Annotated in this window: 16 protein-coding genes; 5 read left to right on the plus strand and 11 right to left on the minus strand. The window is 52.2% G+C overall.

All coding sequences use genetic code 11. From position 1 onward, the window contains the following. Window positions 1–61: 61 nt before the first annotated feature. From atpB to rpmH, 11 genes are all read right to left on the minus strand, one after another. Entirely contained in the window at window positions 62–895 is an 834-nt protein-coding gene (gene atpB / locus M4NBBH2_RS03170) for a F0F1 ATP synthase subunit A (RefSeq protein WP_022442741.1), read from the minus strand. A gap of 496 nt (window positions 896–1,391) precedes the next feature. Then, a complete protein-coding gene (locus M4NBBH2_RS03180) occupies window positions 1,392–2,297 on the minus strand; it encodes a ParB/RepB/Spo0J family partition protein (protein WP_116269665.1) in 906 nt (301 codons plus the stop codon). Between the two features lie 21 nt (window positions 2,298–2,318). Next, window positions 2,319–3,086: a ParA family protein gene (locus tag M4NBBH2_RS03185; protein WP_116269666.1), complete on the minus strand. Its 768-nt coding sequence runs from the start codon at window positions 3,084–3,086 to the stop codon at window positions 2,319–2,321. A gap of 15 nt (window positions 3,087–3,101) precedes the next feature. Then, window positions 3,102–3,749, minus strand: a complete 648-nt coding sequence (locus M4NBBH2_RS03190; RefSeq protein ID WP_116269667.1) for a MarC family protein — start codon at window positions 3,747–3,749, stop codon at window positions 3,102–3,104. A gap of 57 nt (window positions 3,750–3,806) precedes the next feature. Then, on the minus strand, window positions 3,807–4,457 hold the full coding sequence (gene rsmG, locus M4NBBH2_RS03195) for a 16S rRNA (guanine(527)-N(7))-methyltransferase RsmG (RefSeq protein WP_116269668.1): 651 nt from the start codon (window positions 4,455–4,457) through the stop codon (window positions 3,807–3,809). Continuing rightward, a complete protein-coding gene (gene mnmG / locus M4NBBH2_RS03200; protein ID WP_116269669.1) occupies window positions 4,447–6,366 on the minus strand; it encodes a tRNA uridine-5-carboxymethylaminomethyl(34) synthesis enzyme MnmG in 1,920 nt (639 codons plus the stop codon). Before mnmG ends, rsmG begins: the two co-directional genes overlap by 11 nt. 209 nt (window positions 6,367–6,575) lie before the next feature. Continuing rightward, window positions 6,576–7,943 (minus strand): tRNA uridine-5-carboxymethylaminomethyl(34) synthesis GTPase MnmE, encoded by a 1,368-nt coding sequence (gene mnmE / locus M4NBBH2_RS03205; RefSeq protein ID WP_116269670.1) that lies wholly within the window; start codon window positions 7,941–7,943, stop codon window positions 6,576–6,578. A gap of 87 nt (window positions 7,944–8,030) precedes the next feature. After that, window positions 8,031–9,764 carry a membrane protein insertase YidC gene (gene yidC, locus M4NBBH2_RS03210; RefSeq protein WP_116269671.1) on the minus strand — a complete coding sequence of 578 codons (1,734 nt, stop codon included), beginning with the start codon at window positions 9,762–9,764 and terminating at the stop codon, window positions 8,031–8,033. A gap of 45 nt (window positions 9,765–9,809) precedes the next feature. After that, window positions 9,810–10,052: a membrane protein insertion efficiency factor YidD gene (gene yidD, locus M4NBBH2_RS03215; RefSeq protein WP_116269672.1), complete on the minus strand. Its 243-nt coding sequence runs from the start codon at window positions 10,050–10,052 to the stop codon at window positions 9,810–9,812. Next, on the minus strand, window positions 10,052–10,498 hold the full coding sequence (locus M4NBBH2_RS03220) for a ribonuclease P protein component (RefSeq protein ID WP_116269673.1): 447 nt from the start codon (window positions 10,496–10,498) through the stop codon (window positions 10,052–10,054). Before M4NBBH2_RS03220 ends, yidD begins: the two co-directional genes overlap by 1 nt. A 26-nt stretch (window positions 10,499–10,524) precedes the next feature. Continuing rightward, window positions 10,525–10,665 (minus strand): 50S ribosomal protein L34, encoded by a 141-nt coding sequence (gene rpmH, locus M4NBBH2_RS03225; protein WP_022443127.1) that lies wholly within the window; start codon window positions 10,663–10,665, stop codon window positions 10,525–10,527. A gap of 484 nt (window positions 10,666–11,149) precedes the next feature. Between rpmH and dnaA the strand changes: the two genes are divergently transcribed. The 5 genes from dnaA to M4NBBH2_RS03250 all read left to right on the plus strand — a co-directional run bounded on the left by dnaA (window position 11,150) and on the right by M4NBBH2_RS03250 (window position 18,583). Continuing rightward, window positions 11,150–12,496 (plus strand): chromosomal replication initiator protein DnaA, encoded by a 1,347-nt coding sequence (gene dnaA / locus M4NBBH2_RS03230; protein WP_116269674.1) that lies wholly within the window; start codon window positions 11,150–11,152, stop codon window positions 12,494–12,496. A gap of 42 nt (window positions 12,497–12,538) precedes the next feature. Beyond that, on the plus strand, window positions 12,539–13,702 hold the full coding sequence (gene dnaN, locus M4NBBH2_RS03235; RefSeq protein ID WP_116269675.1) for a DNA polymerase III subunit beta: 1,164 nt from the start codon (window positions 12,539–12,541) through the stop codon (window positions 13,700–13,702). Window positions 13,703–13,762: 60 nt separating this feature from the next. Further along, window positions 13,763–16,300 carry a DNA gyrase subunit B gene (locus M4NBBH2_RS03240; RefSeq protein ID WP_116269676.1) on the plus strand — a complete coding sequence of 846 codons (2,538 nt, stop codon included), beginning with the start codon at window positions 13,763–13,765 and terminating at the stop codon, window positions 16,298–16,300. Window positions 16,301–16,423: 123 nt separating this feature from the next. Next, entirely contained in the window at window positions 16,424–17,350 is a 927-nt protein-coding gene (locus M4NBBH2_RS03245; RefSeq protein WP_116269677.1) for a 5'-nucleotidase, read from the plus strand. A gap of 513 nt (window positions 17,351–17,863) precedes the next feature. Beyond that, window positions 17,864–18,583, plus strand: a complete 720-nt coding sequence (locus M4NBBH2_RS03250) for a cyclic nucleotide-binding domain-containing protein (RefSeq protein WP_125064641.1) — start codon at window positions 17,864–17,866, stop codon at window positions 18,581–18,583. Window positions 18,584–18,625 lie beyond the last annotated feature (42 nt).

Here is an 18,625-nt window from a genome sequence, read left to right on the forward strand (position 1 = left end):
CTTGAGATCTTCAAAAACGAAGGTTGTTTAGAGTAAGAAAGATAAAGAAAAAATAGATCTGTTAGTGGCTATCATGCGCCTGACCCAGATAAACCAGCGTCAGCATCATCATGATGAATGCCTGCAACAGCACAATCAAAACGTGGAAGAGCCACCAGCCAAGCCCGGCCACAATCTGCCCAAACACGCTCAGGGTGCCGCCCAGCAGACCGAAGCTGAAGGCATAACCACCAAGAAGCGCAATCAGGAAGAAGAGCAACTCGCCAGCATACATGTTTCCGAACAGTCGCATGCCCAGGGAAACGCACTTGGCGAGATATTCGATAATGTTCAGAGCGAGATTGAACGGCCAGAGCAGAGGATTCGCACCGAACGGAGCGGTCACCAGCCCCTTGAAGAAGCCGCCGACACCGTGCGCCTTGAAGCCGTAGTAAATCATCAGAACCAGAACGCCGACAGAGATGCCGAGCGTGCCGTTCAGGTCCGCGGTAGCCAGCGGACGCATATGTTCAAAACCAAGCCAGCCAGCGATCATCGGGATCAGATCGACAGGGAGAAGGTCGATGCAGTTCATCAGCGTGACCCAGATGAAGACGGTCAGCGCGAGAGGAGCAATATAGGAACGATCGCCATGAACCAGAGTCTTGGCCTGATCATTCACAAATTCCACCAGCATTTCGATGGCACACTGGAACTTGCCGGGGACGCCGGCAGTAGCCTTGTGAGCCGCCTTGTAAAGCAGCCACAGGGTTAGTCCCATGATTGCGATGGAGAAAAACAGAGTGTCGTAATTGATGACTGAAAAATCAACAATCGAACTCTGGTGCGCCGACGCGAGGTTGGCAAGGTGATGCCGTATGTACCCGGTCGCATTGAGAGCGCCATCAGCTGACATAGATGTCGATCCTTATCTCTTTAGTAAAAGCTGACCTGCCATAGGAGCGCTAACCACTATAAACAGGGACAACAGAAAAGCCGGCCAGTTGAGTTCTTTGTAAACAAGCGCCACAACGACCATCAGGATGGTAGTGAGGAACGTTCTTGCAAACAACCCAATCTGAAATATTTGAGCTCCGACGAGAGGACTGGTCCGCATTAGCCTTTTGCTAATCAGTAATAAGGCTGAGGAAGGCAAAATATAAATCGCGGAAGCGATTAGAGACGACAAAAAAGCATTGAGTCCCCCGATTAACAGGCAGACAATGCTTGTTATTCCGCTAGACACCCCATATATCACCAGTTCCTGAACCAAAAAATCAGGGCGGTGCCCACGCCATAAGCTCTTCATAAAACCAGCATATTGTAAGTGTGCGCAATTGTTTCAACAACTAGCATTTTTAAGTATTAAAGAGCCTTTTGATATAGATACAATTGGTGACTTTTTATACCAATTATGAGGTATAACCCAGTTTTTCGAGCAACCCATCCAGCTGATCAAGACTGCTGTAACGGATGACAATTCGGCCTTTCTCCCGGGTTTCAGACGCAAGCTTCACCTCCGCCCCCAGTGTGTCGGAGAGCGATTCTTCGATACGAATGACATCACGGCCCTTCTTGTGAACCGTCTTCGCAGGCTTCTTTTTGTCATCCGAAAGGAGAGCGGCAACCTGACGCTCGGTTTCGCGTACAGACCATCCCTTTGCGACCACTTCGTTGGCAAGCGCGATCTGATCAGCTTCTTTCAGCGAGAGAAGAGCACGGGCATGTCCCATGTCAATTTTCTCAGACATGAGGAGATTCTGAACCTCAGGCGTGAGCTTCAGAAGACGAAGCGTATTCGCCACCGCAGGACGGCTCTTGCCGAGAACCTCCGCCACCTGATCCTGAGTCATATCAAACTCACGCATCAGACGGCTCATACCGTTGGCTTCTTCGATGGGATTAAGACCTTCGCGCTGGATATTCTCAATCAGAGAGAGGGAGAGCGCTTTTTTATCAGGCACCTCGCGGATGATCACCGGCACCTTGGTCAGGCCGGCAAGCTTTGCCGCCCGGAAGCGTCGCTCGCCGGCAATGATCTCCCACTGCCCTTCCCCCACAGAACGCACAATGAGAGGGGACATCAGTCCCTGGGACTTGATCGAGGCCGACAGAGAAGCAATAGACTCCGGATCCATATGCGTTCTCGGCTGATACTTACCTGGCCGGAGCTGCTCAACACTCAGTTCCGTCAGGCGGGCACCCGCCTCTTCGCCATGATCCTTCTGGGAAGACTGAGACTCAAAAATTTCCTTCGGGCTTTCCAGTCCGAGAGCCCCCAGTCCGCGCCCCAGTCCTTTTTTCTTTATCGCCACGATACACCCTCCTTTTTTACCGGCTTACTTGAGTTTGGACAGAATTTCTGTAGCAAAAGCTTTGTAAGCCTTGGCCCCCTTGGATGAAGGATCATACAGAACACCCGGCTTGCCGTAACTCGGCGCTTCGGCCATTCGGACATTTCTCGGAATAATGGTGTTGAACACCCGATTGCCGAAATGCTCCTTCAGCTGCTCACTCACTTCCTGCTGAAGAGAAATTCGAGCATCGAACATGACCCGCAGGAGTCCGATCGCTGTGAGATCCGGATTCTTGCCCTGGTACACCATCTTCACCGTATCAACCAGATCAGTCAGCCCTTCCATCGCGTAGTACTCACACTGCATCGGAATAATCACGCCATGGGCGCAGCAAAGCGCGTTGATGGTTAAAAGTGAAATCGAGGGGGAGCAGTCAATGAGGACCACATCATAATTTTTCAGCTGAGGCTCCAGCGCATGGCGGAGGCGATAGTCTCTTTCATCCATGTCGACCAGCTCAACCTCAGCGCCTGCCAGATCCCGGTTCGCGGGAAGCACGTCATACAAACCTTTTTCCTTGGACCGAACCACGACATCATCAAAAGATGCCTCGCCGAGAATGAGCTGATAAACGGACTGCTCGAGGCTCCTCTTATCCACGCCGCTGCCCGTTGTCGCATTGCCCTGAGGATCCAGATCAATCAGAAGAACACGCTTCCCCTTAAGCGACAGAGCTGCCGCGAGATTTGTGCAGGTAGTTGTTTTGCCAACTCCGCCCTTCTGATTCACAACACAAAAAACCTTTGCCATTCTTTCCTCTATAAACTATTTGGGCAAGGACATAATCAGCCCGGAAATTCCCTGCCAGAGAACTCCCACGCCGAGACACATCAAAATAAAGGCGAAGAGACGGGACAGCGCGTCAGCGCCGGCGGCCCCAAGAGCCTTAGGAATTTTGTCACTGTAGCGGAAGCAGAACCACGTAAGCACTGTCATCGCTACGGAAGCAAGCACACTTCCGACGATACTGCCGATGCTTCCGGAAAGACTCGAACCGATAGCCGCCGCAGAGGCAATGGTTCCAGGTCCTGTCACGAGCGGCAGGGTAAGCGGATAAAAAGCCATGGAGAGCAAAGCTTCATCACTTTTTCTCACCTGACTCGCATTATTCTTAGCTTCTGCAAGGGTCGGCGCATGCAGCGCCTCCCATCCGGAGGACAGAAGCACAAGGCCGCCGCCTACCTGCAGAACCGGGACAGAGATTCCAAAAAACGACAGAATCACACGGCCGGCAAAAAGCGACACCAACAGGACAATGAGGCTGTAGATCGCCATCCGTTCTGTAATCTTCGCCCGGATTTCATCGCTTGCGCCTGGCGTAAGCGACAGAAAGAACATGGCTCCCCCGAACGGATCAATGATCGGGAGAAAAGTCGCAAACACAAACAGAAAAGACTTGACGACGTCTTCCATTTTTCAGCCGCTCATCTGAATCGATTGACCGGTGAGGATCTCTGATGACGCTCTATATTAAATATGGCGCATCAGCACAACCGAACGCTCTTCACCAAGACCGGGAATATGAAGGTCAATCACTTCCGTGACCTCTGCAAAAGACGGCAGTTCCTGCAGTTCGGCATCAGGTCTGCGCCCCTTCATGGCGAGCCACATTCCAGGTTCACCAATATTGGATTCTGTAAGGCTAACAAAATCCTTCAGCGATGAAAATGCCCGGCAGGTGACAACATCAAATTTTTCCTTGATATTCTCTACCCGCGAATGTTTTGCCCGCAGATTCTTCAGTCCGAGTTCAAGCGCTGCCTGAGTAATGAAGGTCGTCTTCTTGGCGACAGCATCGACAGAAAGCACTTTGAGTTCCGGGAAGCAGACCGCGATCACTACGGCCGGAAGACCGCCGCCGGATCCCACATCCATCAGTGACCGCATTGGCAGTCCCTGCCGCTGCATCTTCTCCAATACCGGAATGATGCCCAGGCAATCGAGAAGATGCTTTTTCACCCCCTCTTCAGGATCTCGGATGGAGGTTAAATTAAAAACCTTGTTCCATTTAAGCAAAAGCTCCAAGTAAGCATCAAGCTGATTAAATTGATGCTCGTTCAAGGACACTCCAAGATCTTTCGCTCCCTGAATCAGACTGTTTTTTGCGCTCTCATTCAGCATTGGCACCTTCCCTTTCACGCTTGCTCTTAGAAAGAAAAATAATGAGCAGAGAAATGGCCGCAGGAGTGACTCCTGAAATTCGGCTTGCCTGACCGATAGTTTCCGGCCGGTATTCCTTCAGCTTCTCCCGCACCTCAAAAGAGAGGCCGTGTACCGAATCATAATCTAAGTCAGACGGAATCCTGGTCGTTTCGTTGCGGAGATTCTTCTCGATTTCCCCCTGCTGCCGGGAAATGTAGCCTGCGTATTTCACGCCAACCTCAATCTGCTCAGCTTCGTCCGGAGTGATCGCGGGAGACGCATCACCCACATGGGTACCATCAGCAAGCTCCAGTGTCATGAGTTTCTGGTAGGTGACACTCGGACGGGAAAGCAGATTCTTCAGAGAGTATTCGTGCTCAATCGGCACACCGAAGACACGGATAGCCTCCCCTTCTTTCAGATCAGTCGGGTGTATCCAGGTCGACTTCAGGCGTTCACTTTCCTTTGCAATGTGTTCCTGTTTCTCGCAGAAGAACTTCCACTGAGCGTCGGAAATCAGCCCAAGATCGTGAGCGGTCGGGGTCAGACGGACATCCGCATTATCCTCACGGAGACTCAGACGATATTCAGCGCGGGACGTGAACATACGATAGGGCTCAGACACCCCCTTGGTCGTCAGATCGTCCAGCATGACGCCGATATAGGCTTCATCGCGCCTCGGCACCCAGCTTTCGAGCCCCTTGGCGCGAAGCGCTGCATTGATGCCGGCGTAAAGGCCCTGAGCCGCGGCCTCTTCGTAACCGGTTGTTCCATTGATCTGACCGGCAAAGAAGAGGTTGCTGATCTTCTTCGTTTCGAAAGACCGCTTCAGGTCACGGGGATCGTAATAGTCATACTCGATCGCATAGCCCGGCCGCATCAGGTAAGCGTTCTCCAGTCCCTTCATGGCATGGACCATTTCAATCTGGACATCGAACGGAAGACTGGTGGAAACGCCGTTGGGATAGTAAACGTTGGTATTCAGCCCTTCAGGCTCAAGGAATATCTGATGGCTGTCTTTTCCTTTGAATCGAACAATCTTCGTTTCAATAGAAGGGCAGTAACGGGGGCCAACACCGACAATAGCGCCCGAGTACATCGGAGAGCGATCCAGGTTTGCCAGAATAATCTCATGAACGCGGGGATTGGTTCTGGTGATCCAGCAGGGAACCTGTTCGGGATGAGCCACGGACTGATCCCAGGAGAAATAAGGAACCTTGTCCCCCATTCCGTCCTGACGCTCGCACTCCGCGAAATTGATCGTCTTTCCATCGATACGGGGAGGCGTACCGGTCTTCAGACGCCCCATCGGCATGCCGATTTCAATCAGTTTCTCAGCGAGACTGATGGACGCAGGATCGCCCATGCGTCCTGCCTGATAGTGCTGCAGACCGATATGGATAAGACCGTGGAGGAAAGTCCCCGCGGAGAGAACAACCGAAGTGCTGAAGAATCTGACACCCGTTTTAGATACCACACCTTTGACGGTATCTGCCTCCAGGATCAGATCATCCGCGGCCTCCTGGAAAATATCCAGATTTTTCTGATTTTCCAGTTTGCCGCGCATCGCGATCTTATAAAGATTGCGATCAATCTGGGCGCGTGTTGATCGGACCGCAGGCCCCTTGGAGTCATTCAGCGTGCGCATCTGAATGCCCCCCATATCAGCAGCACTTCCCATCGCTCCGCCCATGGCGTCAATTTCACGGACCAGATGTCCCTTTCCGATACCGCCGATAGAGGGATTGCAGGACATCTCTCCGAGAGTTTCAATGTTGTGCGTAAGAAGCAGCGTCTGACATCCCATGCGAGCCGAAGCAAGGGCGGCTTCTATACCGGCATGCCCGCCGCCAACCACGATGACGTCGTAGACCTTTGGAAAATCCATTTTCTATGAGAAGACCTGCGGCACTGTTTCACGTGAAACAGGACCGGTCTCCCCTCCCTCTAAAATTGAAAAACGAATATGTTCCACGTGGAACATATCGAATGAATAATTCAGTGTTAAATCGTTTTGTTCCACGTGAAACATTTCAGAGATCAAAAACTGAGACCCTGTCTTTTGTTTCACGTGAAACATTGCATCTGTACGGTGAACTATTTCCCGATGCAGAAAGTGCTGAAAATTTTTCCGAGTAGCTGATCGGAAGTAAATTCACCAAGAATCTGCCCCATGGAAACACCCGCAAGACGCAGCTCCTCAGCCACCATGTCGAGGAAAAACTGATCCTGGGAAAGATACTCTCTGACTTTTTCCAGAGACTCTTTTGTTTTCTGAAGAGACTCAATATGACGACGCCGGGCAATAAAAACACCCTGGACAGAATTCCGGAAACCCACTGCGTCAAAAATCATCGTTTTCAGCTTCTCAATGCCTTCTCCTGTTTTCGCTGAGATATAGACATGAGAATCCGTATTGCCGGGAACATCACGGAGAAGATCTATTTTATTCGTCACCGTAATGACTTTGGTCCCTGGCTGAACATGGTGTTTGATTTTATCAAGCTCGGCCTGGCTATCGAGTGTTTCCGGAGCCTCCAGATGAAGAATCAGATCTGCCCGTGAAAGCTCTCCCATGGCTTTTCTGATTCCCGCCTGTTCGATCACATCAGCCGTTTCCCGAAGACCCGCCGTGTCGACAAGGTTTACTTGTAAACCATTGATTATAATTGTATTTTCTACAATATCGCGGGTTGTTCCCGGAATATCCGTAACAATAGCGACTTCCCTTTCGGAAAGACTGTTCAAAAGACTGGATTTCCCGACATTCGGGCTTCCCACCAGTGCGATCACCACGCCTTCCCGCAGCATATTGCCCTGGCTCGCCTGCTCCAGAAGCGTACCGACCCTCTGATTCAGATCGTCGACTCTCTCGCGGATTCTGCCTTCTTTGATAAAGTCGATATCCTCTTCCGGAAAATCCAGAATCGCTTCCACATGCGTCCGGAGATCAATCAGTTTCCCCTCGATATCCCGGCACTTTTCCGAGAACTCACCGACCAGTGATTTCTCCGCAGCTCTCACAGCGCTCTCTGAACTCGCATTGATCAGATCCATCACGGATTCCGCCTGCGCGAGATCGATGCGCCCGTTTTCAAATGCCCTGCGGGTGAATTCCCCCGGTTCCGCCAGACGGAGACCGGCCTCGGCTCCGATCAGCAGAGCGCTTCGAATCAGAAGATTCTGAATAACCGGATTCCCGTGCGTCTGAAATTCAACGACATCTTCCCCCGTGTAGGAGTGAGGAGCCTTGAACCAGATCACAACCCCGCGGTCAATGACCTCCCCTGCCTGATCACGGATGGCTGAAAAATGGGCATAGCGCGGCGACGGATTCCGGATATCCGTCATCCGTTCCAGCATGAAGCGAGCCAGTTTCTCACTGCCGGAAAGCCTGACTATACCGATGCCGCTTCGGCCAACCGCTGTTGATACAGCAATGATTCCTTCTTCCTGAGAGCTCATAGTTCTGAGAGTCCGATCCGAAAAAAATAAAGGGGACATTAGATAATGCCCCCTTTTACCTGCTGCGAAACGCTTTTAATCAATCATTTAAGAAGATTTCTTTTTGGCTTCTTTCGCAGCCTTGCGTTTTGCTCTTTCTTCATCAATCTGCTTGTTCACCCACCACTGCTGGGCGATGGACAGAATGTTATTCGTCAGCCAGTACAGCACCAGACCGGAAGCGAAGATGAAGAACATCACGCTGAAGACGAGCGGCATGATCAGCATCATCTTGGCCTGCGTCGGATCAGCAGGCTTCGGATTGAGCTTCACCTGGATGAACATCGTCGCCATCATGATGAGCGGCAGAATGAACCAGGGATCCGGAGCCGCCAGATCCTTAATCCACAGAATCCAGCCGGAACCGCGAAGCTCCACAGAAGCGAGGAGTACCCAGTACAGAGCAAGGAACACCGGAATCTGAAGAACAATCGGCAGGCATCCGCCCATCGGGTTGATCTTTTCCTCGCGGTACATCTTCATCATGGCCTGGTTAAGGGCCTGCTTATCGTTGCCATACTGAGCCTGCATTTCCTTCATGCGCGGCCCAAGGTCCTTCATACGGGCCATCGACTTATAGCCAGCAGCCGACACCGGATAAAGGATCGCCTTGACGATCACCGTCAGGAGCACAATAGCCCAGCCCCAGTTTCCGGTCAGACCATGCAGCCAGGAAAGGAGCCAGTAGATCGGCTTGGCGAGGAACGTGAGCCAGCCATAGTCAACGACCAGATCAAGCCCCGGAGCAATCTGAGCCAGACGCTTCTGAGCCTGAGGACCGACATACAGCGTGGACTGTTCAGTCTTGGAAGCCCCCGGAGCGATGTCTCCCATCGGAACAATGGAGCCGATGGCGTATTCATCGCTTGCAATCTGACGGGTATAGAACTGACGCTCAAGACCTTCCTTCGGAACCCAGGCGGACACGAAGTGCTGCTGAATAATGGCCACCCAGCCGTTATTCGCCTTGGACGGATAGTCCTTCTTGTTATCCGCGATGTTCGAGAAGGTAATCTTCTGGAACTTATCCTGGGCCGTATAAAGGGCGGCACCCAGATAGCTGCTGGAGAAGGAATTGGAACCCGGGGCCGGCTTGCTGTCGCGCACCAGCTGGTAGTAGATGGACGGATTGATGGTCTTATCCGTACCGTTCACCACTTCCTGGGTGACCTGCATGCCGTAGTGGTCAGCCGTGAAGGTATAGGTCTTCAGAACCTTAACGCCGCCGCTTTCAGCCTCAAAGCGCACGCTGAGCGTCTTGTCGCCCGGATTCATCACGAGCGGACCGTCCTGCAGCTTGAAAACCGTCTTGTGTGTGGGAGCGTCAGCAACGCCGATCACACCGCTCTGGGCTTCATAGAGGCGATCCTTGGAGTGATCAAACAGCACAACGTTGTTGTGCTCAGCTTCCTTGTTGCCGAGAATGAGGCCAACGAGACCGACTTCATTCCACTTGGGAAGCTCCTTCATCTTCAGAAGCTCAGCACGAACAACGCTAGCGCCCTGTTCGTCAAACGTGAGCTTCATCAGATCCGTCTGAACATTGACCGGCTTCACGCTCTCGGCACTGTCCGCGGACGCATTGACAGCATTCGCGGAAGCCTGAGCCGAGGCAGGAATCGATCCGGCGGAAGCCGCAGCGGACGAAGCCGCAGCGCTCTGCTCCTGCGCAGGACCGAAGAAAGACGGACGGCCGTTGTAAACCTGCCAGCTATCCCACAGCATGAATAGGGATGACAGAAAGACAACCCAAAGTAAAGTTCTTTTGAAATCACTTCCCATAACAGGTCGCTCGCTAACAAAAAAATGTTGGTTGATAAAGGCCGTTTACCGTTTTTTCCAGAAATTCCAGTGGAATTTCTCGGGTACGGGATCATATCCCCAGGGACCCAGGGGATTGCATTTGAAAATGCGGATAACCGTCAGATAACTGCCACGGAGTGCGCCGAATCTCAATATGGCCTGAATACCGTAGTGAGAGCATGACGGAGTGAACCGACACTGTCTGCCTAGCCAAGGAGAAAGGCACAACTGATAAAGGCGTATCAGTTTAATCAGCAGAAACTTCATTAGGCGTCCTGAACGGCTTTTTTTACGATCCCGCCAAATCTGAGCAGAAGCTCATCGCAATCCTGGCGCAGTTCCTGCTTGAAACTTCCGAGGACGACATCTTCTCCCAGCTTGGGCAGACGGCACTTCAGGCGAAGCACGACATCCGCACAGACATTCGATTGCGCCAATGCAGGCTTGGAGAGTCTTGCCGATTCCCGAAGGATTCTTTTGACAAGCACCCGGTCCACGCCTCTGTGGGCATTGGTTTTGCCGACAGTGAAACCGAATCTCAGCCTTTCACCCGTTTCGGATTCAGGTTTGAGCAATGCGGTCAGAGTCAGCCAGCGCGACGACAAACGTACCGTTTTTGGTCCGCGAGAAGACAAAACAACCCCATAAGAGGCAGACTTTATCAATCTGCCTCTACGGGGTAGTGAACTTCTTATTGGCAACGATTCTTCCACGGCTTAGCCCTGCCGTGATGCCACGATTAAAGTGCGAGGGTATGACGGCCCTTAGCACGGCGGGCAGCCAACACCTTGCGGCCGCCTCTCGTGCGGCTGCGCACCAGGAACCCGTGAGTGCGGGCACGCTTGATCTTGGAGGGCTGATAAGTACGCTTGGTAGCCATGATGAATCCTTAAAATTTCTAAGCTGAAACGAATAGTGCCCTTGAGGCAGTACTCTTCAATTCAAAAATGTAAAACTGCCTGATAACTGAGGGCAGGATGAACGGAATGAAGGTCTCCCGGCAATTTTTCAGGGAGACACTCGTGAAATCCTGATATTACACATCAAATTAGCTCTGACTGTCAAGCTGAAAAAACAAGAGTTTATCCGTAGAAAATCCGTTTTTGCGATCACATTCATAAAACCCACAAGCTCTAGTGGTCTTGTTGATTTCTTGTACTGAACTTATTGTGCCGGAATAAAAAAGAACTGATTTTTCAGAATTTCTTAGGCTTCTGACGGACACATTACCTGTGGATAACTGGTAGAATAACTTTCCCGTACTTTCGTTTTTCCCCCAAAATTACCCACGGGAATATAAGCGAAAGAAAAAGTTTTCACTCCAGCAGTACCCTATATATGGGGTACGCGCTAAATAACCGTAAATGAAAGATTTTTGGCAAAACTGCTGCGATCTGCTCCGACTGGATGCACGAATCAGCAGCGACAAGTTCGATACCTGGATTGCCCCGCTGCAGATGGAGTCCTGGGACCCCCAGTCCGGGGAACTGGTTCTCTCAGCGGCCAGCGCCCAGAAGCGGGACGTGACGAGGTCGACCTACTCCGACATCATCACGTTCCACGCTACCCGGGCCAATAACGACAGCCCGGTCACTGTCAAATGGATTGTGAGAGAGCCGAAAGTCGAAGCCCCTGCCCCCAGCAGCAGCGTCGTGGAACAGGATTCAACCTCCTTCAATCAGCTGGCGGAATCCTGTGGACTTCTCAGCTCGCTCTCCTTTGAGAATTTCGTTCAGGGTATGAGCAACAAAGTGGCGCTCGGCGCGGCCACCTATGTCGCTAATAACCCCGGTACCAAAGCCTTCAACCCGCTTTATATCTACGGCGGCGTCGGCCTCGGCAAAACGCATCTGATGCATGCCATTGGTCTCGCCGTACTGAAGCGCAATCCCAAGGCGAAGATCCTCTGCCTCAGCGCCACAACCTATATTGCTGAATTCCTTAAGGGAATCGCGCGAAAGGACCAGAGCTTCTATCAGCGCTTCAAGTCTCTGGACCTGCTCCTGCTCGATGACGTGCAGATGCTCGGGTCGAAGGAAGGCACGCAGTCAGCCTTCTTCTCCACCTTCGAGGCGCTGGTACCCCACGGCAAACAGATCGTGCTCACAAGCGATACCTACGCGAAGCAGCTGAAGGATGTGGATGAACGGCTGAAGAGCCGTTTCGCGGGCGGCATGTCGGTGCCGATCGATCCTCCTGAGCTCGAAACCCGAGAAGCTATTCTGATGAAGAAGGCTGAACAGAGCGGAACCAATCTGCCTGAGGATGTCGCCTTCTTCATCGCGAACCACCTGAAGAGCAACGTGCGTGAGCTGGAAGGCGCGCTGCAGCAGGTGATCGCTCATGCCCGCTTCAACGGCATCGATATCTCGATTGATCAGGCCCGGACCGCGCTTCATGACCTGATTCACAGCCAGAACGAAATCACGGTTCAGGATATCCAGAAGAAGGTCGCGGACTATTACAAGATCCGTGTTGCGGACATGCACTCGAAGCGCCGTCCGAGAGTGATTGCCTACCCCCGCCAGATCGCCATGTATCTGTCGAAGAAGCTCACACAGAAGAGCTATCCGGAAATCGGCGAACTGTTCGGCGGCAAGGATCACACGACCGTGCTTCATGCCTGCAAGAAGATAGAAAGCGACCGCAGAATCAATGAAGAACTGAATCACGAGCTGCATGTGCTCGAGCAGAACCTTCAGAATTTCTGATTATAAAAATCACACAACACACTCAGAATTGGGAAATCAAGAATGCAAGTACTGAAAGGATCTAGAGAATCTCTGCTGACGCCTCTCACGACCGTGAGCGGCATTATTGAAACTCATCAGACCGTTCCGATTCTCAGCAACGTTCTGATCCAGTCTGACGGAAGCAAAGTCAGCTTCACCGGCAGCAATCTTGAGATTCAGATCAAGACCCATGCGGAGCTTGAACAGGAAGGAGATCCGGTCGCATTCACCGTTTCTTCCCGGAAGATTCAGGATCTGATCAAGAGCCTCCCGCCCACGGAAGTAACCATTTCCCTTGGCGCGGCCCGCAAGGCGATCAGTGCCGAAGGCGGCAATCAGGTCTCTCAGAAGATGGAAGTGAGCACAGAGAACAGCCGCTTCTCGCTTCAGACCATTCCTGCTGACAAATATCCGAGCTTCCCTGATGCTGACTTCACCAGCAGCGCCACGATTCCCGCCAAGCAGCTGAAGTACATCCTCTCCATGGTTCACTACGCCATGGCGAACCAGGATATCCGCTTCTACCTGAACGCCGTCCGTCTTGTTATCAAGGACGGAAAGGTGCGCGCGGTGGCGACTGACGGCCGCCGTCTTGCCTTCTGTGAAATCACTCCGGACAAGAACAGCGTTGTGTCGGAAGACGTGAGCGTCACGATTCCCCGCAAGGCGGTCCTCGAACTGAAGCGCCTTCTCCCTGAAGAGGATGACGACAAGGAAATTCCGGTCAAGATTGATTTCGCTGCCAATCAGGCCCGCTTTACCTTCAATGGCGTTGAAGTGACGACTAAGCTGCTCGAAGGAACGTACCCGGATTACGAACGCGTTATTCCGACGAATAACGACAAGGTGTTCCTGATCAGCCGTGAAGCTCTGCTGCAGGCTCTGCAGCGTACGGCTGTTCTCGCTTCCGACAAGTTCAAGGGGGTGCGCTGGCTGCTCAGCCCCGGTCTGCTTTCCATTCAGAGCTCCAACTCTGATCAGGAAGAAGGCAACGACAATATTGCTGTTGATTATCAGGGTGATCCGATCGATATCGGCTTCAACATCGACTTCCTTTCCGATGTTCTCAGCAATCTGAAGAACGACAAGGTAAAGATCGCTCTGTCCGGTCCTCAGGGTTCTGCTCTGATCACGATGCCCGAGAGTGACGACTTCAAGTATGTCTTGATGCCGATGCGTCTCTGATCGCATTCAAGAAAAACTTGATTTTTTGGGTATTTGCCCTGGACCTTATTTGAAGAAGTTATGACTGAAGAATTAAAACAGACCCCAACTGAAGATAGCGGCTATAACGCCAGTTCGATCCAGATTCTGGAAGGGCTTGAAGCGGTTAGAAAGCGCCCCGGTATGTACATTGGGGACACTGACGACGGTTCAGGGCTGCATCAGCTTGTCTACGAAGTTGTAGACAACTCTATTGATGAAGTCCTCGCCGGGTTCGCGAAGGATGTCGTGATCACCATCCACAATGATGAGTCCATCTCGGTGCTGGATGACGGCCGCGGCATTCCGAACGAAGTTAAATTCGACGACAAGCATAAGCCGAAGCGCAGCGCGGCTGAGATCGCTCTGACGGAACTGCATGCCGGCGGCAAATTCAATGAGAACAGCTACAAGATCTCCGGCGGCCTGCATGGCGTCGGTGTGTCCTGCGTGAACGCCCTGTCCACGTGGCTGCGCCTCACTGTCTACCGTGACGGCCGGGCTTATCGCCTGAATTTTGAGAAGGGCAAGGTCGTCAACCGCAAGATCGAAACGGTGAAGCTCCCTTCAGGGGAGGAAGTGACGATTTCCCCGATGGAGGATATCGGCCCGTCCCCCGATCATAAGTCCGGCACGCTGGTCGAGTTCCTTCCGGACAGCGAGATCTTCAAAAATGTGCTGCATTTCAACTACGACACGCTGCTCAACCGACTCCGCGAACTGTCGTTCCTGAACTCGGGCGCTCACATCATCCTGATCGATGAGCGCACGGGCCGGGAAGCTGATCTGAAGAGCGAAAACGGTGTCCGCGGATTCGTGAAGTATCTGAATGAGCAGGCTGACCGCACCCCGGTGAACCCGGAGCCGTTCCACGCTATCAAGACGGTATACAGCCAGGATGTTCCGGTCTCTGTTGAAGTCGCCATGCAGTGGCATAACGGCTACAACGAAGTTCTGGACGCTTATACAAATAACATCCATCAGCGGGACGGCGGCACTCACGTGACGGGTCTCCGCAACGCGATGACCCGCGTGCTGAAAAACTATATTTCAGCCGCCGGAATGGATAAGAAGGCGAAGGTTGAGCTTGACCCTCTGGATATGCGTGAAGGCCTCACCTGTGTTCTCTCAGTGAAGGTGCCTCAGCCGAAGTTCAGCTCCCAGACCAAGGATAAGCTCGTGTCGAGTGAAGTCCGTCCGGCTGTTGAAGAGGTTATCAACTCCGAACTCACGGCTTATCTGGAAGAAAATCCGGATATCGCTCAGAAGCTCTGCGAAAAGATTGTCGCTGCGGCAAAAGCTCGAGAGGCAGCCCGCAAAGCCCGTAATGTGGTGCGTAAGAGCGCGCTGAACGGCGGCGGTCTCCCGGGCAAGCTTGCAGACTGCGCCAAGGGCACGCCCTCCTCTGAGTGCGAGCTGTTCCTGGTGGAGGGTGACTCCGCAGGCGGTTCCGCCAAGGTGGGCCGCAACTCCAAGTTCCAGGCCATCCTGCCGCTCCGAGGCAAGATCCTGAACGTGGAAAAGGCCTCTGCCGACAAGCTCCTCGATTCCGAGCAGATCAAGAACCTCGTGATGGCTCTGGGAACCGGCATTGACCGGGATTTCAATATTGAAAACCTCCGCTACGGCCGTGTCATCATCATGACCGATGCTGACGTTGACGGTGCCCATATCTGCACGCTGCTTCTCACGTTCTTCTTCCGTCAGATGCCGCAGCTGATTGAACAGGGTCACGTCTATATCGCCCAGCCGCCGCTCTACAAGGTTCAGAGAAAGTCCCGGAAGTCGGATGAACGCTATCTGAAGGACGATAAGGAACTCGCGCACTTCCTGCGCGATATCGCGACGGAAGACGCTGTGCTCTTCACGGACGGCGTTGTGAGCGCTCCCGAGAATGGCATCCGCGGCACCCGCCTCGATAACCTTCTGCTCGCCTACCAGGCTGCGAACGACGCGATCAGCGTGAATTCCCGCTTCATTGACTCGGAAGTGCTGCGTGCCATCTCCAACGGCACGGAAGTTCACCTTGATACGGAAGCAGAAGCCCGTGAAAGCGCTCAGAAGCTCTCAGACGCGCTCCATGACCCCAACGTGACCATCGAGGCCACCCAGGATGCGGAAGACGCTTCCTGGCACCTTAAGATCGCGCGGAAGGTCTATGGGACTCCGCACTATACCCAGCTTGACCGCAAATTCCTTCAGACGAAGGAATATGCGGAGCTGGTGGAAAACGGCAAATCACAGAAGTCGCTTTTCAACCCCAACACAAAGATTGTGAAAACGATCAACGGCAAGGTTCGGGAAAAGGCTGTGCAGAGCATCGGTGAGATGTATGACTGGCTCACCTCCCTCGCCTATGAAGGCATCACGCTTCAGCGCTTCAAGGGTCTGGGTGAAATGAACGCGGATGAACTTGGGCACACCACGATGGATCGCAAGGTCCGCCGCATGCTGAAGGTGTCCATTCAGGACGCTGCCCGAGCCGATGAAGTGTTTGACCGCCTGATGGGTGATGACGTCCCGCGGCGCCGTCAGTACATCGAAGAAAACGCTCACAGGGTATCCAACCTCGATATTTAATCGACAGGGAAACCCACTTCTGACAAACGGGGAAGCAAACATCAGTTTTTGCCTCCCCGTTTTTTTTCAGCAGCAGGAAAAGTCTGGAATGCTCCGGACTGAAGACAGAACAAGGAAGATGCCATGACCACATCTCTAAACGCTCAAAACGAAAAACTGGTGATTGCCGTTTCCTCCCGGGCGCTGTTCGATCTGGAAGAAGAACATCGTCTGTTTGAACGGGAGGGGTTCGCAGCCTACCGGACCTACCAGGTGGAGCATCAGGATGTGCCTCTGAAGCCTGGCGTTGCCTTCCCATTCATCAGCCGCCTTCTCAAACTGAATGAGGTCTTTAAGGATCAGGCTCCGGTCCGTGTGGTTGTGCTGTCACGGAACAGTCCGGAAACGGGACAGCGGTTTTTCAATTCCTGCCGTCATTACAGCCTGCCGATTGAGGCCGGGGCCTTTACCTCGGGGCAATCCACCTTTCCCTTCATGAAAGCCTTCAATGCCAGCCTGTTCCTGTCGGCCAATATTGACAGCGTGCGTCAGGCGACCTCTATCGGGCTTCCTGCGGGCCTGGTGCTCCCTACCTCATTCCAGGACGAGGAAGGGGACACAGGGCTCCGTATCGCCTTTGACTTCGATGGTGTGGTTGCCGGGGATGAAGCGGAAAAGAAATTTCAGTCTGAGGGCATGAAAGCGTTTCAGCAGGAAGAAATTGATAAGAAGATGCAGCCTCTCCAGGCAGGACCTCTTCAGTCACTCTTCTCCAAACTTTCCCAGCTTCAGAAACTCGATGCTGAAAGAGGAAAAGACGATCCCTACTATGAGCCGGCAATCCGCATTGCCGTCGTCACCTCACGCGGAGCTCCGAGCGAGCAGCGTCTGATCACAACTTTGAAAAGTTTTGGAATGTATGCGGCAGAACTTTTCCTTCTCGACGGCATGCCGAAGAAACCGATTCTGAATGTTTTAAAACCGCATATCTTCTTCGACGATCAGCTGAAACACCTGCAGGAAAACACGATTCCCAGTGTTCTTATTCCTTTTGGGATAAATTCTAAGTAGCCAGATAAAAATCCGGACGGTTATCGATTTCTGATAACCGTTCTTTTTTATCTTTTTTCAACAGAAAGAAAATTGTAGTTATATTGTTTTTATTATCTTTTAAAAGAATAATAACAACAATAACAGTAGAAAAACTCGTTGAATATGCTTCTTTTTTATTTTTATTCAAAGAGTTATGCTGTTAAAAACTTTGTGGATAGTTTTGATGGATGCCGGGGACATCCCTGTGGACAGAAAAGAATAAAACCGGCTCTTCTGAAAGATAATTGAAGTTTTCAACAGAAAAGTCAGAATTGTTCATTCAGAAACTGTGGATAACTTGATGAATTTCCGGCTTATTTTTCCACAGAGGGTGATAAAAGAACAAAACACTGAAAAATCAGACGATTGGGTGCCGTTCGCGTGTTGATAGTCTGTGGAAAAGCATGGAATATAATGGGTGGCTAATATTATCAGACCTTTCTTCTGATTCAAAATAAAATATTTTTCATATCAGCTTAGGACTCTGCGAACATGGATAGTAGGCCGGTTCCTTGGTTTGCCCCCAAAGTCTCCCCTGCTCTGAATACGATCGTCCGCAACCTCGGACACCGTGTTGATAAGAGCAAGGGTGACGTGCTCTATGAGACCGGCTCCATGTTTGAAAGGCTGATGTATGTTCAGTCCGGGACTGCCGCCAGGGCAGTTCTTATGCCGGGGTTTGAAGACACCCCATTCTTCGTTCTGCTCGCACTTCAGGGCAGTCTGATCGGTTGCGTTGAGACGCTGTACTCCAAAGATTCCGTGATGAGGCGCCAGTGGGCCGTCAATAACTGCGAAGTGCTGACGATTCCCAAGGAAATTCTTCTGAAACTCGCGGATCATGAGCCTTCCTGGCATAAGGAGCTCGCGGGATACAACGCGGCCACGACACTCGCTGACCGTATCGGTCTCATGGTGACCCGTGAGGGAGATCCTCATCAGAGGCTGGGTTCCTTTATTTACGCCTACTGCTCCCGCAGCGGTCTTCCGATTGATGAAGAGCTCCGGGATGAAAAGAAAGACTGGCTGGCGCTTCCGTCATTCCCGCCGCGTAAACTGATCGGGCAGGTGATCGGCTGCGAGACCTCTCTGATTGATAAAGTAGTGGAAGACTGGCAGAACGAAGGAAGCCTGAAGAAGATTCATAGAAATGCCCTGATGCGGAGAACCAAGCTGTGCGAGTACTTTTACTGGCTGCAGCGATTCATCTGATCCGGGAATGCTCTTCAGAGGGCAGTTTCTAATACTGAAACG

It is taken from the genome of Mesosutterella multiformis (genome assembly GCF_003402575.1).
Taxonomy (GTDB): domain Bacteria; phylum Pseudomonadota; class Gammaproteobacteria; order Burkholderiales; family Burkholderiaceae_F; genus Mesosutterella; species Mesosutterella multiformis.

Bases quoted from the DNA above. Each gene is read 5' to 3' on its own strand.
- dnaN (WP_116269675.1), top strand. From the start codon at position 12,539: ATGCAAGTACTGAAAGGATCTAGAGAATCTCTGCTGACGCCTCTCACG.
- dnaA (WP_116269674.1), top strand. From the start codon at position 11,150: ATGAAAGATTTTTGGCAAAACTGCTGCGATCTGCTCCGACTGGATGCA.
- M4NBBH2_RS03245 (WP_116269677.1), top strand. From the start codon at position 16,424: ATGACCACATCTCTAAACGCTCAAAACGAAAAACTGGTGATTGCCGTT.
- yidC (WP_116269671.1), bottom strand. From the start codon at position 9,764: ATGGGAAGTGATTTCAAAAGAACTTTACTTTGGGTTGTCTTTCTGTCA.
- atpB (WP_022442741.1), bottom strand. From the start codon at position 895: ATGTCAGCTGATGGCGCTCTCAATGCGACCGGGTACATACGGCATCAC.
- rsmG (WP_116269668.1), bottom strand. From the start codon at position 4,457: ATGCTGAATGAGAGCGCAAAAAACAGTCTGATTCAGGGAGCGAAAGAT.
- mnmE (WP_116269670.1), bottom strand. From the start codon at position 7,943: ATGAGCTCTCAGGAAGAAGGAATCATTGCTGTATCAACAGCGGTTGGC.
- yidD (WP_116269672.1), bottom strand. From the start codon at position 10,052: ATGAAGTTTCTGCTGATTAAACTGATACGCCTTTATCAGTTGTGCCTT.
- M4NBBH2_RS03250 (WP_125064641.1), top strand. From the start codon at position 17,864: ATGGATAGTAGGCCGGTTCCTTGGTTTGCCCCCAAAGTCTCCCCTGCT.
- rpmH (WP_022443127.1), bottom strand. From the start codon at position 10,665: ATGGCTACCAAGCGTACTTATCAGCCCTCCAAGATCAAGCGTGCCCGC.
- mnmG (WP_116269669.1), bottom strand. From the start codon at position 6,366: ATGGATTTTCCAAAGGTCTACGACGTCATCGTGGTTGGCGGCGGGCAT.
- M4NBBH2_RS03190 (WP_116269667.1), bottom strand. From the start codon at position 3,749: ATGGAAGACGTCGTCAAGTCTTTTCTGTTTGTGTTTGCGACTTTTCTC.
- M4NBBH2_RS03240 (WP_116269676.1), top strand. From the start codon at position 13,763: ATGACTGAAGAATTAAAACAGACCCCAACTGAAGATAGCGGCTATAAC.
- M4NBBH2_RS03185 (WP_116269666.1), bottom strand. From the start codon at position 3,086: ATGGCAAAGGTTTTTTGTGTTGTGAATCAGAAGGGCGGAGTTGGCAAA.